This is a genomic window from Amycolatopsis panacis (assembly GCF_003600245.1).
GTDB classification, from domain to species: domain Bacteria; phylum Actinomycetota; class Actinomycetes; order Mycobacteriales; family Pseudonocardiaceae; genus Amycolatopsis; species Amycolatopsis sulphurea.
Map to the genome: position 1 here is coordinate 1 of NZ_QZFV01000080.1, position 13,220 is coordinate 13,220.

The following is a 13,220-nucleotide window of genomic DNA, read 5'->3' on the forward strand; positions in this document are numbered from 1 at the left end:
GCAACTTCTCCACACTCGGGCGTCCATAAGCGACCCGCTGTCCTCGCATGGACCGCGACCCTATGATGATCAAGAACGAAAGCCCCGATCACCCCACCTTCCCCCATGTGCGAAATACGGGGCTAGCCGGGCAGCCTGCGTTCGCCTGGGCGCCGGTGTGGCAGCGCACCGTGGCGGACGAGCCCTCGCCGTACTGCCCGCGCGCGGTGCTGCAGCGACAGGTGGACGAAGCGGCCCGGCGCGGTCTCGAATTCCGCGCGGGCTACGAGATGGAGTTCACCGTGACGCCCGGCCATCCCGGCCCGGCCTACAGCCCGCACGCGCTGATCGGCCTCGACGGCTTCGTGGCCGCGATCCTGCACGATTTCGCCGAGAACGGCCTGCAGATCGGCCAGCTGCACGCCGAGTACGGCCCGGCGCAGCTCGAAGTGTCCCTGGCCGCCACGGATCCGCTGTCCGCGGCCGACGACCAGCTGCTGGCCCGCCAGACCGTCCACGCCGCCGCGCACGCGCACGGGCTGCGCGCGAGCTTCTCCCCGCTGCCGGACCTCGCCGGCGCGGGCAACGGCTGGCACCTGCACACCTCCGTGCGCAGCAACGGCAAGAACCTGCTCGCCGGGCCGGGCGAGGAGGGCGCCGCCTACATCGGCGGGCTGCTGCGTGACCTGCCCGCGCTGACCGCGATCACCGCCCCCAGCGTGGCGTCCGCGATGCGGCAGCGGCCGGGCTACTACGCCGGGGCGTACGGATTCTGGGGTGTCGAGAACCGAGAGGCGCCGCTGCGATACGTGCTGGGCTCGGAGCTGCTCGGGGAGGGGCACGCGAATGTCGAGCTGAAAGCCTCCGACGCCTCGGCGAACCCGTACCTCGCGCTGGCCGTCGTGCTTGCCTCCGCGATGGCCGGGATCGAGGACGGGGTGGTCCCGCCCGAGCCGATCGGCGAGGACCCGGGCACCTGGAGCGAAGCGGAACGGGAAGCGCGCGGTGTGCGGCCGTTGCCCGCGAACCACGCCGAGAAGGACGAGGCGTTGCGGGCCAGTCCGCGGGTATCCGGTGTGCTGGGCGAGGAATTGCTGGGTGCGTTCCGCGCGGTGCGGGCCTCGGATGCGGCATGGGCGGCCGAGCGGACTCCGGAGGAGATCCTCGACGCCCACCGGTGGCGGTACTGAGGACGTAATCGTGGTGCTGCCGCACCCGCCGGGTGCCTTGCTACGCACGGATTTCCGCCTGCCCGTGCGGGAGGCCACGGCGCGGGCAGACGATCCGCTGACCGCGACCTGGCCCCTGTCCGATGCCAAGTCTGTGAAGGGTCCCTTCACAGCCTCAGCGTCCGTGAAGGGTCCCTTCACCGCCTTTCAGCTCGCCGAGAAGCTCAGCCGGCGACCAGACCGTTCTCCTGGGCGAGGATCGCGGCCTGCACGCGCGAGCGCAGGTCGAGCTTGGTCAGCACCCGGGAGACGTGCGTCTTCACCGTGGTCTCGCCGATGCGCAGGCGGGTGCCGATCTGCGCGTTCGACAGCCCGGCCCCGAGACAGCCCAGCACCTCGCGTTCGCGGTCGGTCAGCTCGGCCAGCCCCGCCGGGGTGTCCGGCCGGTGGTGCGCGGACCGCGCGAACGCGGTGATCAGCTTGCGCGTCACCTGCGGGGCCAAAATGCCCTCGCCCGCTGCGACCAGCTTCACCGCCTCGACCAGCCGTGGCGCCTCGACCGACTTGAGCAGGAATCCCGCGGCCCCGGCCCGCAGCGCGGCGTGCACGTACTCGTCGAGGTCGAAGGTGGTGAGCACGAGCACCTCGGCCAGCTCCTCGGCGATCACCTGGCGGGTCGCGCTGATCCCGTCGGTGCCCGGCATCCGCACGTCCATCAGCACCACGTCCGGGTTCAGCGCCCGGGCCTGGCGGACCGCGGCGGCGCCGTCGGCGGCCTCGCCGACCACCTCGATGCCCTCGGCGTTGCCCAGGATGAGCACCAGCCCGGCCCGGATCGCCCCATGATCGTCGGCCACCAGCACCTTGACCGTCACGTCCGTCCCTCCGCCACCGGTAGTTCCGCACGGACCAGCCAGCCGGGGCCGGCCGGTCCCGCGCTCAGCGTCCCGCCGACCGCGCTCGCCCGCTCCAGCATGGTCAGCAGCCCGGCCCCGGTCCCGCCGGTCCGCGCGGCCGCCGGGCACAGGTCGTTGCCGATCTCCACGGAGAGTATGCCGCCCCGGCGCCGCAGGCTCACCACGACCCGGCCGCCGGGCGCGTGCTTGACCGCGTTGGTCAGCGCCTCCTGCGCGATCCGGTACGCGGTCAGATCGACCGCCGCGGGCAGCGTTGATTCGTCCACTGTGGAATCCACGGTGACCGCCATCCCGGTGGCGCGGGCCGATTCCACCAGCCGGGCCAGGTCGGCCAGCCGGGCGGGCGCGGTGGTCTCGTACCGGTCCTCGCTGCCGGTCGAGCGCAGCAGCCCGATCATCGTGCGCATCTCCTCCAGCGCGCTCACACTGTTCTCCCGCACCGCGCCCAGCACGGTGCGGGCCGTCGCGGGGTCGTCGGCCACCGACAGCGCGGCCTCCGACTGGATCGCGATGGCCGAGAGGTGACTCGCGATCACGTCGTGCAGGTCGCGGGCCATGCGGGCGCGTTCCTCCGCCACCGCGGCGCGCCGGTCCAGCTCGGCGATCTTTGCCAGCTGCACGGAGTTGGCCCGTTCGCTCGCGGCGATGTCCCGGTGCTGGCGCACGTTCGTCGCCCACCACACCGGCACCACCACGAACGGCAGGATCCCGAGCGCGCTGACCACCGCGGTCTGCGACTGCGCGGAGGCGGTGAGCACGGCGAACAGAACCACGAGCCCACCGGTGGCGGCCACTCCGATCAACACCCGGCTCATCCGCCGCGAGCCGTACAGGGCCGCGGCGTAGAGCAGGTCGGTGTAGACCGCCACGGCGGGCAGCGACGGGTCGAGCGCGACGTCCGCGGCCAGCACCAGCGTGCCCAGCAGCAGGCCGCCGGGCACCCAGCGGCGCAGCAGGCTCAGCCCGCACAGCACCGCCAGCTCCGACAGCCGCCCCGCCATCGGAATCCGGTCCGGCCCGGGGAGCAGCCGGTAGACACCGGAGAAGTAGACCACCAGCCCGGCCATCGCGATGAACGCGGCGATGGCGGCGTCCTGTTGCCGCGGGGACAGCTCCCGCGGCCGGATCGGGGCCGGCAGGCGGATCGGTCGCGGCGGCACGTCCTCATCGAAACATGCCCCGCGGGCCCTCGGCGTCCTCCGAACTGATGACGCGGTGGTCGTGCCCGCTGCCGATGCGCACCGTCGCGCGCGCGGGAACCCTGGCGACATGAACGACATCGGGAAGTACCTCGCCGAAAATCCGGCGACGGTGTTCGTCGTCGGGGGCGAGATCGCGTTCTGGCTGCTGATCGTCGGCGGGCTGGTCGCGCGGTATGGGCTGAAGAAGCGCCGGCTGAGCACGGTGCTGCTGGCCGGGGTGCCGGTGCTCGACCTGGTGGTGCTGATCGCCACGGTGCTCGACCTGACCGGCGGCGCCGTCCCGAATCTGAGCCACGGGCTCGCCGCGGTCTACCTCGGCTTCTCCGTGGTGTTCGGCCCGAGCATGGTGCGCTGGGCGGACGTGCGGTTCGCCCACCGGTTCGCCGGCGGCCCGCCTCCGCTCAAGCCCCGCGGCCGCGCGAAGCTGCGCCACGAGTGGCGGGAATGGGCCAAATGCCTGCTGGCCAGCGCGATCGCGGCCGGGCTGCTGCTCGTCGCGATCGCCCTGATCCACCGGCCGGGCGAGGACCGCGCGCTGTGGGACTGGCTGCCGCGCCTGGGCACGGTCACCGCGGTGTGGCTGTTCGTCGGCCCGCTCTGGCAGGAACTGTTCGGTAATCGCCCGCGCAACGGCGCGGACCGGCCGGTGGCCCGGTGATCGAACTGGCCGGGCTGCTACTGGTGGCCCAGGGCGGCGGCGGGCTGATGAACCGGCTCGCCGGCCTGGCCGATCCGAGCTGGTTCGTGCAGCTGCACCTGCTGGCCCCGCTCTGGGACGTCGTGGCGAGCGTGGCGCTGCTGCTGTCGGGAGTGGCCCTGCTGTTCGCGGTACGGGCTCGCAAGAATCGCCGTGCGGAGCCAGAAATCGTGACGTCAGGCCCTCACGACGCCGAAGTGAGGTAGATCCACGTCTCGGCGTGCCGAAACCCGAGTGCTTCGTAGAGCGGCTGCGACATCGGAGTGTTCTGCGTAAAGGCGCGAAAGTGACCGCGTCCTTCAAGCGCGCGGTGACGAGCGTCAGACGCAGCGGGATTGATCAACTGTGCCACGGCGGCAGAGTATCGCGTCGGCCCGCCCGGGGTAGCTAAACTGGCGTCGTGGACGGCACCACGGCCGGAACCCTCGTGCTGTTCGCCGCGGTCAGTCTCGCTCCCTCGGCGCTGTTCTGGGCTGCGCTGCGGATCCCCGCGCTCGTGGGGCGGCTGCGCCGGGCCCGCCCGGTTCCGTCCGGGCCGCCGGTGGAACAGGTCGCCGCCGATCTGCGCCGGGTCCGCCGGGTGCTCGCCGGATTCCCGCCCGGCACGCCCGCCGCCCGCCGGATCGGCACTCGGCAGGCCTACGACGAGCTGCTCGTCACCGCCTGCCGTGAATTGGGCGTCGAGCATCGGCTCGCCACCCTGCCGGAGGGCTTCGAACGCGAGCTGGAACGGCTGCGGGTGGCCGACACCCTGTCGCGGCGTGGTCTCGTGCTGCACTGATCACGTGGCAGGATGCCCGGGTGGAGTTCCACCCTCTGGACCGGCCCGCGGACGCGTTCCAGCGTCCGCTCACCGCGCCCCTTGTCGAGCTGCTGTGCCGCCGTGCGCTCGGCTCGGACATCCCCGTGCTCGCGGCCACCGAGCTGGGGCTGGGCAGTTACAACACGACCTACCGGGTGGAGCTGGCCGACGGTCCGGTGATCCTGCGGGTGGCTCCGGAACCGGCCCGGCAGACCCGGACCGAACGGCAGTTCATGCGCAACGAATACCTTGCCACGCCGTACTTCGCGCCGATCGCGCCGCTGCTGCCGCGCACGCTCGCCGCGGACTTCACCCACGAGGTGATCGGCCGCGACTACCTGGTGCAGGAGGTCCTCGACGGACGTCCGGCGCCTGAGGCGCTGCCCGGCTTCGCGCCGGATGCCCGTCGCCCCTACTTCCGCCGCCTCGGCGAGATCACCCGCGCCGTGCACGGGGTGCGCGGGCCGGGCTTCGGGGCCGTCGCCGGTCCGCACACCGATACCTGGAGCGAAGCGCTCGTACGCTGCTTCGCGGACAACGCCGCGGATCTGGCAGACCTCGGCCTCGATGCGGCCGACGTGCGCGCCGTGGGCGACCGTGCCGCACAGGACGCCGCGTTGCTCGACGAGATCACCGAACCCCGTCTGCTGCACGGGGATCTGTGGCACGTGAACGTGATGGTGTCCCCGGAGCTGGAGATCACCGGCGTGTTCGACCACGACCGGAGCTGGTGGGGAGACCCGGCCGCGGACTGGACCATCTGGATGGCCGCGAAGAAGCCGGGCACCGAGCGCGACGCGTTCTGGGAGACCTACGGCCCGCTCGTCGCCACCCCGCAGGCCCGGCGACGGGCGCTGTACTACCGGGCACGGCATCTTGCCGCCGTCCGGCTGGAACGGCACCGGTACGAGCAGCGGGAACGGCTGGCCGATTCCTACACCGAACTGGGCGAGGTGCTGGCGGCGCTGGACTCAGGACGGATCGGACCCGCGTAGCGCTGCCCACCAGAACCCGAACGCGGCGATCAGCACGGTGACCACGAGCCAGCCGGTGAACCCGCTGCCGTCGACCAGCGCCCAGAACACCCCGGCCACCGGGGCGACGGCCAGCACCGGCAGGTCGGTACGGAACTGGTGCCGCAGCGGGACCGGTCGGACCGCGGCGGCGCTGCGTTCCTCGTCCGGCCCGGCCGGGTTGTCCGTGCGGCGCCCGCGTGGCTCGGCCATGCGCGTCGCGCCCGCGGGGTACAGCACCTCGCCGGCCACCCGGACCGCGACGTGCCGGTCTTGTCGCAGATCGCCGAGCACTTCGACCTTCGCCGGCGACGGCAGGCCGATCAGGGTGGGGGAGAAGTAGACCGGAATCCACCGCGGCGTCGCGCCGTCGGTCTCCAGCCAGGACCGGGTGAGCAGGCCGCGTTGCAGCTTGACCCGGCGCACCGGCACGGTGCTCCGCACGGCGGCACGAGCGGGCCGGACGAACCGGGTCAGCAGCAGGAACCCGGTCACCAGCAGCACGGCCAGCGCCGCGACCACGGTCACCGTGGCGTAGGTCGACGCGCGGTCCGCGGTGACCAGCGGGGTCGCGCCGGGGATCACCGCCCGCGACGGATCCGCCGGGTCGTAGCGCACCGGCACGCGGCTGCCGTTCGCCGGGGGAGTGCTGTCGAGCCCGACCGTCGCGCTGACGTCCGGCCGCCCCGGTACGGCGAACCGCACCGTGGCCGAGTCCTCGGCGGAACCGGTCACGGTGGCGGTGGTCTGCGGGCCGAATCCCTCCAGCGCGGCACGGGCCCGGCCGAATTCGGCCAGCTGCAGCGCGAACACCGCGGCACAGGCGAGCAGCACGACCGCGCTCGTGACGAGGATGTGGCGCACGGGCCGCAGCCGTAGGAAATTCCGCACGGAGAACCACCTTACTGTCCACAAAGGAAGGAGCGGCGCGAAACCGTCCGCGCCGCTCCTTCTCGTTCAACCGCGCACGGCTACTTCAGGAAACCGATCTTGAGGTAGTCGTACGGGTGGTTCGCGTAACCCGGCGAACCGAAGTTGCCCAGTGTCTTGCGTGTCGCGAAGGCACCCGGCGACTGGAAGATCGGCAGCTGGTGACCGATCGCCCAGATCTCCCGGTCCGCGGCGTTGATGTCCTCGGCCCGCTTGGTGTCGTCCAGTTCCTGCGCGGCGGTGTCGAGCAGCTTGTTCAGCTTCTCGTCCCCGACATGGCCGTAGTTCTGGCTGATGTTGTTCGGGTCCAGGTAGTAGATGCCCTTGCTGCCGTCGATCGGGAACGAGTTCGACAGCCAGCGGAACAGCGTCAGGTCGAAGTTGCCGACGTTCACGAAGTTCTTGAAGAACTCGGCGGTCGGCACCTGCTGGATGTCCAGCTGGGCCCCGATCGTCTTGAGCTGCGACTGCAGGAGCTGGCCGGTCTGCTGGCTGATCGGGGTGCCCGAGGGGATCACCAGGCGGATCTTCAGCGGCTTGCCGTCCTTGGCGCGGACGTCGCCGGACTGCTTCCAGCCCAGCTTGTCCAGCTCCGCCTTCGCCGCGTTCGCGTCGAACTTGTACGGGCCGGAGTTGTCCGCGTATTCCTTGGCGCCCTTGAGGTAGAGGTGATTGCCCAGCGGAGTGGTGTCCTTCTGCATCTGGCCGAGGATCGACTTGGCGATGGTGACCGTGTCGATGCCCTTCATGAGGGCCAGCCGCAGGTCCTTGTCGGCGAGGATGGACGAGGAGGCACCGTTGAAGGTCAGGTGCGTGTAGTCCGGGTTGTTGGACTGGCGGACCACCGCGTTCGAGTCGGCCTGCGCCCGCTTGAACAGATTGATGTCGTTGTTGAGGTTGTAGAAGTCGATCTGGCCGTTGGCGAACGCGTCCGGCAGCGCGGAACGCTCGACGACCTTGTAGGTCACCGTGTCCAGCTTCGGCTTTTCGCCCCACCAGGCCGGATCCCGCTCGACGACGACCTGCTTGCCGGTCTGGTCGATGCTCTTGATCTTGAACGGGCCCGCGGTGATCTCCGGCTTGACCGCCCACCCCTTGTTGAACATGCCCGGGTCGGAGTTGAGCTCCTTCGGGTACAGCGGGGCGAACATCCCCTTCCACTCGGCGTACTTCTTGCCGAAGGTGACCTTGACGTCCTGCTCGCCGGTGCCCTTCTCGACCTTCGCGATGTCCTCGTAGCCGGACGTCGTCGAGACCTGGTAGTCCTTGTTCTTGCCGTTGAGGGCGTTGGCCTGGGCGGCGAAGTCCTCCCAGGAGAACTGCCTGCCGGTGCTCCACTTCGCCTTCGGGTCGATCTTGTACTCGACCACCTGCGGGTCCTGGCTGATCAGCTCGGCCGAGGTGAAGTAGCTCTTGTTCAGCGCCACCGAGGCGTCCGGGTTCTGCGTGAAGACGTAGGGCAGGATGGCGCCCTCGATGTACGCGCCGTCGGCCACGGTGCCGTCGACCTGGTGGTAGTTCCAGTTGTCCGGCATCAGGTCGATCGGCCACTGGAGGTTGCCGCCGTCCTTGAGCTTGTCCGGCGGCTGCGGGTTGATGTCGGCGGTCTTGACGCCCTGGGTGCCGGCGTCCTGCAGTCCGTTGCCGCCGCTACCGCCGCCGCAACCGGCGAGCAGGAGCCCCAGAGCGGCAACGGGAGCCACGAGTGCGGCCATTCTCCGTCGCATGGTGAATACCCTTTCTTTCCCTTGTGCGCCAACGGATAGGTGGCTACACGACGTCACGGGTCCCGGCGTGGTGGCAGGCCACGTCATGGTCGGCCCCGCGAGATTCGCGCGCGGGCTCGGCCTCGACGCAGTTCCTCCGGTCCTCTTCGGACAGACGGGCGAACACGAAGCACCGGGTGCGGAACCGGCAGCCCGAGGGCGGGTTGGCCGGGCTCGGCAGATCGCCGGTGAGGATGATCCGGCTGCGTTCGCGCTCCCGGACCGGGTCCGGGACCGGGATCGCGGACAGCAGCGCCTGGGTGTAAGGGTGCCGCGGGGCCTCGAACACGGCGCGCACGTCGCCGATCTCCACGATCTTGCCGAGGTACATCACCGCCACCCGGTCGGCGATGTGCCGCACCACGGACAGGTCGTGCGCGACGAACAGGTAGGACAGGCCGAGCTTGGCCTTCAGCTCGTCGAGCAGGTTGATCACGCCCGCCTGGATGGACACGTCGAGCGCGGACACCGGCTCGTCCAGCACGATCAGCTTCGGTTCCAGCGCGAGCGCGCGGGCGATGCCGATGCGCTGGCGCTGCCCGCCGGAGAACTCCGCCGGGTACCGCTCGGCGTGCTCGGCCCGCAGGCCGACCAGCCGGAGCAGTTCCGGTACCCGCTGTTCGATCCGGGCCTTGTCGTAGCCGTGCACGACCATCGGCTCGGCGATGGTGTCGCCGATCGGCAGCCGCGGGTCGAGCGCGGCCATCGGGTCCTGGAACACCACCTGCAGGTCCCGCCGGATCGCCCGCCGGTCCTTCCCGTCCAGCCGCGCGACGTCCTTGCCCAGCACCGCCACCGAACCGGCCGACGGTGCGGCCAGCTCCAGGATCTCCATCAGCGTGGTCGACTTGCCGCAGCCGGATTCGCCGACCAGGCCCAGGGTTTCGCCCTCGACGATGTCGAAGCTGATCCCGTCGACCGCCTTGACCGCGCCGACCTTGCGTTTGAGGACCGCGCCTTTGGTCACCACGTAGTGCTTCTGCAGATCCCGCACGTCGAGCACGGTGGCGCGCTCGGCCCGCGGCACGGCGGCGACCGCGGCCTCCTTGACCACCTCGGCCCCGTACACCTCGGCTGCGCCGGCGTCCGGCCGCGCGAGTTCCTCGGTACGCAGGCAGGCCGCCCGATGCGCGGTGCCGGCCGGCGCGCCCACGGTGATCGTGTGCAGTTCGGGCTCGTCCTGGCGGCAGGCATCGATCGCGAGCGGGCAGCGCGGCGCGAACGGGCACCCGGCCGGCAGGTCCACCAGCGACGGCGGCTGGCCGTCGATCGGCACGAGCGGCTGCTTCTCCCGCGCGTCCACCCTCGGGATCGAACCGAGCAGGCCCAGCGTGTAGGGCATCCGCGGCTGCGCGTAGAGGGCCTCCACCGGACCCTGCTCCACCGCGCGCCCGGCGTACATCACCATCAGCCGGTCGGCGAACCCGGCGACCACACCCAGGTCGTGAGTGATGATCACGATGCCCGCGCCGGTGACCTCCTGCGCGGTCTTGAGCACCTCCAGCACCTGCGCCTGCACCGTGACGTCCAGCGCGGTGGTCGGCTCGTCGGCGACGATCAGATCCGGGTCGTTGGCGATCGCGATGGCGATCACCGCGCGCTGGCGCATCCCGCCGGAGAACTCGTGCGGAAACGCCTTCGCGCGCTGCGCGGCGTTCGGGATCCCGACCAGATCGAGCAGCTCGACGGCACGGCTGTGCGCCTGCTGTTTGGTCAGCGAGCCCTTGGCGTGCACCAGCAGCGCCTCGGCGATCTGCGCGCCCACGGTGTACACCGGCGTCAGCGCGGACAGCGGATCCTGGAAGACCATGGCGATCTTCTTGCCGCGGATCTTCGACAGCTGGGTGTCGGACCGGCCGATCAGTTCGCTGCCCTGGAACCGGATCGAGCCGGATACCCGGGCCTGCGGCGGCAGCAGTCCCATCACCGCCAGCGAGGACACCGACTTGCCGGAGCCCGATTCCCCGACGATGCCGAGCACCTCGCCCGCGTCCACCTGATAGCTCAGCCCGCGCACCGCGTGGACCCGGCCGGACTCCGAGGGGAAGGACACCTCCAGATCCGAGACTTCCAGCACGGTGCCGGTCGGCTTGCCGGTCTCCGCGCTCAGTTCGAGTGCGGCGCTCATGCTTGTGCTCCCACGGTGCTGGCGGACGGCGACTTCGTCTTTTCCTCGATGCGCTTGCGCTCCTTGCGCCGCGACCGGCTCGACGACGGGTCGAGCGCGTCCCGCAGGCCGTCCCCGGCGAAGTTCACCGCGAGCACGGTCGCCACCAGGAAACCGGCCGGAATGTAGAACAGCCACGGGAAGGTGCGCACCGCGTCCGAGCCGGCGGAGATCAGCGTGCCCAGTGAGACGTCCGGGGCCTGCACCCCGAACCCGAAGAAGGACAACGAGGTCTCCGTGATGATCGCGGCCCCGACGTTGATCGTCGCGTCGATGATCAGCAGCGAGGCCATGTTCGGCACGATGTGCTTGACGATGATCCGCCAGGAGGACTGGCCCATGAACCGCGCGGCATTCACGAACTCGCGCTCGCGCAGGGTCAGCGTCATTCCGCGCACGATCCGCGCGGTGATCATCCACTGGAACACCGCGATCAGGCCGACCAGGATCAGCCAGGTCTTGCCGCGGAAGGCGGGGGAGAGGATCGAGATGATCAGGAACGGCGGCAGGATCAGCAGCAGGTCCACCACCCACATCGCGATCCGGTCGGTCCAGCCGCCGAAATACCCGGCCGCGGCACCGATGATCGAGGCCACGCCGGTGGAGAACAGCGCGGCCAGCAGGCCGATGGTCAGCGACTTCTGCAGCCCGCGCATGGTCTGCGCGAACATGTCGCCGCCGATCTGGTTGGTGCCGAACCAATGCGTGCCGTCCGGCGGCATCAGCGTGGCGGCCGGGTCCAGCTCGTCGTAGGCCCACGGCGCGTACCAGGTGTAGGTGAACGCCACCAGGTAGAACAGCGCCACCACGAGCAGCCCGGCCACCGCGAACCGGTTGCGCAGGAACCGGCGGGCGACCAGCTTGCCGCGGCCGGAGGGCCGGCCGGCGCTGCCCGTATCGGTGGCGGCGACCGCGGCGTCGGCGAGGTCGGCCTCGTTCAGCGCAGCGGCCATCAGATCCTCACCCTCGGGTCGAGCACGGCGTAGAACACGTCCGCCAGCCAGCCGGCCAGCAGCACGCAGACCGCGATGAACAGGGTCACGGTGGCCACGATGTTCGTGTCCTGCTTCTGGATTCCGGTCACCAGCCAGTCGCCCATGCCGTACCAGCCGAAGATCTTCTCGGTGAAGATGCCGCCCGTGATCAGCAGGCCGAACCCGAAGGCGAACAGCGTCGCCATCGGGATGAGCGCGGTCCGCAGGCCGTGCTTGAACAGCGCGCGCCGCCGGGTCAGGCCCTTGGCCTGCGCGGTGCGCAGGAAGTCCGAGCCGAGCACATCGAGCATCGCCGAGCGCTGATAGCGGCTGTAGTAGGCCACCTGGGTCAGCACGATCGCCAGCGTGGGCACGATGATGTGCTGCAGCCGGTCCAGCACCACGTCCCCGAATCCGCCGGAGGCGTCGCCGGATTCGCCCTGCACGATGAAGAACTGGTACCCGCCGAGGAGAGTGTCGTTCACCGACTGGGCGCCGGCCTTCAGGATCGTCGCGATCACGAAGACCGGGGTGGAGAGCACCACGAAGGAGAACGTGGTCGCCAGGTAGTCGCTGATCTTGTACTGGCGGATCGCGCTGACGACTCCGACCAGCACGCCGATGATGATGCCGAGGGTGATCCCGAGCAGGAACAGCCGCAGGCTCACCCCGGCGCGGCGCAGCAGCTCGTCGGTGATCGGCTGATCGGCGATCGTGCGGCCGAAGTCGCCCTGGAACACTCCGCCCAGCCAGGTCAGGAACCGTTGCGGGATAGGCTGATCCAGGTACAGCTCCGCGGTCTTGGCGTCGATCGTGGACTGCGGGGCGGGCGGATTGCGCAGCTTCAGCGCGTCGAGCGGGCTGAAGGCCAGTGATGCCAGGGAAAACGCCGCGAAGGTCGCCACGAGGCACAGAGCCGCGTAGTTGACCAGCCGGCGGACGAGGAACCCGATCACGGTTCCCTCGATTCACCAGGGCCGGCGGATCCGCCCCGCGCCGCGGGGTTTTCGCGCGAGGAAGTCTTCGTCGAGAACACGTGCCGGTGCTGCCTTCCGAATGCGGACGCTCGTTGTTGGCGCAGCCTAATGCCGAAGATCGTTACGATCTCCGTTCCCAGGCAACCAAATAATCACGATTTTCGTACACGGCCGGAAAAACTCCGACTTTCGGCCGTAGCGCCGTGGAAGATCTCTCGGTCGGTATGCGCCTCTTTACCGGCGATCATGGTTCCGGAACGGTTCCGGCCATTCCGCCCTCGCGCACCGGAACGCCCGGAACGCGCGCCTTCTCAAGGCTGTGAAGGGACCCTTCACGGACGCTGAGGCCAGGGTTCCGGCAAAGTCGGTGTGGAGGTCCGTGAAGGGTCCCTTCACGGACTCTGAGTCTGTGAAGGGTCCCTTCACAGACCCGAAACCGGTCCGGCGCACGCCACGAGGTGGTCGCACACACCTCCGCATCGCCCACTGCCGGGTCCCCGACCAACTTTGCCGACACCCTGGACGCTGAGGCTGTGAAGGGTCCCTTCACGGCCCGAAAGTGAGTACCCCGGAAACGCGAGAACCCCGTCGCCGCGGTATGCGGCAGACGGGGTTCTCGGCACCTGT

Annotated in this window: 12 protein-coding genes; 5 read left to right on the forward strand and 7 right to left on the reverse strand. The window is 70.1% G+C overall.

Annotated elements, in window-relative coordinates:
• Window positions 1-62 precede the first annotated feature (62 nt).
• Complete coding sequence (locus D5S19_RS14425) at window positions 63-1,169, forward strand: glutamine synthetase (RefSeq protein ID WP_233573915.1); 1,107 nt, start codon at window positions 63-65, stop codon at window positions 1,167-1,169.
• Window positions 1,170-1,372: 203 nt separating this feature from the next.
• Here D5S19_RS14425 and D5S19_RS14430 read toward each other — a convergent pair whose 3' ends face one another.
• Together D5S19_RS14430 and D5S19_RS14435 are read right to left on the reverse strand one after the other, a co-directional pair.
• Window positions 1,373-2,023, reverse strand: coding sequence for a response regulator (locus D5S19_RS14430; protein WP_120023859.1), 651 nt, complete (start codon window positions 2,021-2,023; stop codon window positions 1,373-1,375).
• Window positions 2,020-3,204, reverse strand: a complete 1,185-nt coding sequence (locus D5S19_RS14435) for a sensor histidine kinase (protein WP_407641750.1) — start codon at window positions 3,202-3,204, stop codon at window positions 2,020-2,022. The genes D5S19_RS14430 and D5S19_RS14435 overlap by 4 nt, the downstream gene beginning before the upstream one ends.
• 130 nt (window positions 3,205-3,334) lie before the next feature.
• Between D5S19_RS14435 and D5S19_RS14440 the strand changes: the two genes are divergently transcribed.
• From D5S19_RS14440 to D5S19_RS14455, 4 genes are all read left to right on the forward strand, one after another.
• On the forward strand, window positions 3,335-3,925 hold the full coding sequence (locus D5S19_RS14440) for a hypothetical protein (protein WP_120023860.1): 591 nt from the start codon (window positions 3,335-3,337) through the stop codon (window positions 3,923-3,925).
• Entirely contained in the window at window positions 3,922-4,170 is a 249-nt protein-coding gene (locus D5S19_RS14445) for a hypothetical protein (protein WP_120023861.1), read from the forward strand. The genes D5S19_RS14440 and D5S19_RS14445 overlap by 4 nt, the downstream gene beginning before the upstream one ends.
• Window positions 4,171-4,364: 194 nt before the next feature.
• Window positions 4,365-4,745: a hypothetical protein gene (locus tag D5S19_RS14450; protein WP_120023862.1), complete on the forward strand. Its 381-nt coding sequence runs from the start codon at window positions 4,365-4,367 to the stop codon at window positions 4,743-4,745.
• A 20-nt stretch (window positions 4,746-4,765) separates the two neighbouring features.
• On the forward strand, window positions 4,766-5,761 hold the full coding sequence (locus tag D5S19_RS14455) for a phosphotransferase family protein (RefSeq protein WP_120023863.1): 996 nt from the start codon (window positions 4,766-4,768) through the stop codon (window positions 5,759-5,761).
• Here D5S19_RS14455 and D5S19_RS14460 read toward each other — a convergent pair.
• From D5S19_RS14460 to D5S19_RS14480, 5 genes are all read right to left on the reverse strand, one after another.
• Window positions 5,738-6,670, reverse strand: a complete 933-nt coding sequence (locus D5S19_RS14460; RefSeq protein ID WP_120023864.1) for a DUF3592 domain-containing protein — start codon at window positions 6,668-6,670, stop codon at window positions 5,738-5,740. The two genes, D5S19_RS14455 and D5S19_RS14460, sit on opposite strands and share 24 nt — an antisense overlap.
• A gap of 80 nt (window positions 6,671-6,750) precedes the next feature.
• Window positions 6,751-8,436 carry an ABC transporter family substrate-binding protein gene (locus D5S19_RS14465; RefSeq protein WP_233573898.1) on the reverse strand — a complete coding sequence of 562 codons (1,686 nt, stop codon included), beginning with the start codon at window positions 8,434-8,436 and terminating at the stop codon, window positions 6,751-6,753.
• Between the two features lie 43 nt (window positions 8,437-8,479).
• The gene (locus D5S19_RS14470; protein WP_120023866.1) at window positions 8,480-10,603 is read right to left on the reverse strand and encodes an ABC transporter ATP-binding protein; all 2,124 of its coding nucleotides are present in this window, start codon (window positions 10,601-10,603) and stop codon (window positions 8,480-8,482) included.
• Window positions 10,600-11,595 (reverse strand): ABC transporter permease, encoded by a 996-nt coding sequence (locus D5S19_RS14475; protein WP_120023867.1) that lies wholly within the window; start codon window positions 11,593-11,595, stop codon window positions 10,600-10,602. The genes D5S19_RS14470 and D5S19_RS14475 overlap by 4 nt, the downstream gene beginning before the upstream one ends.
• Window positions 11,595-12,572 carry an ABC transporter permease gene (locus D5S19_RS14480; protein ID WP_120023868.1) on the reverse strand — a complete coding sequence of 326 codons (978 nt, stop codon included), beginning with the start codon at window positions 12,570-12,572 and terminating at the stop codon, window positions 11,595-11,597. The genes D5S19_RS14475 and D5S19_RS14480 overlap by 1 nt, the downstream gene beginning before the upstream one ends.
• Between the last annotated feature and the right edge of the window lie 648 nt (window positions 12,573-13,220).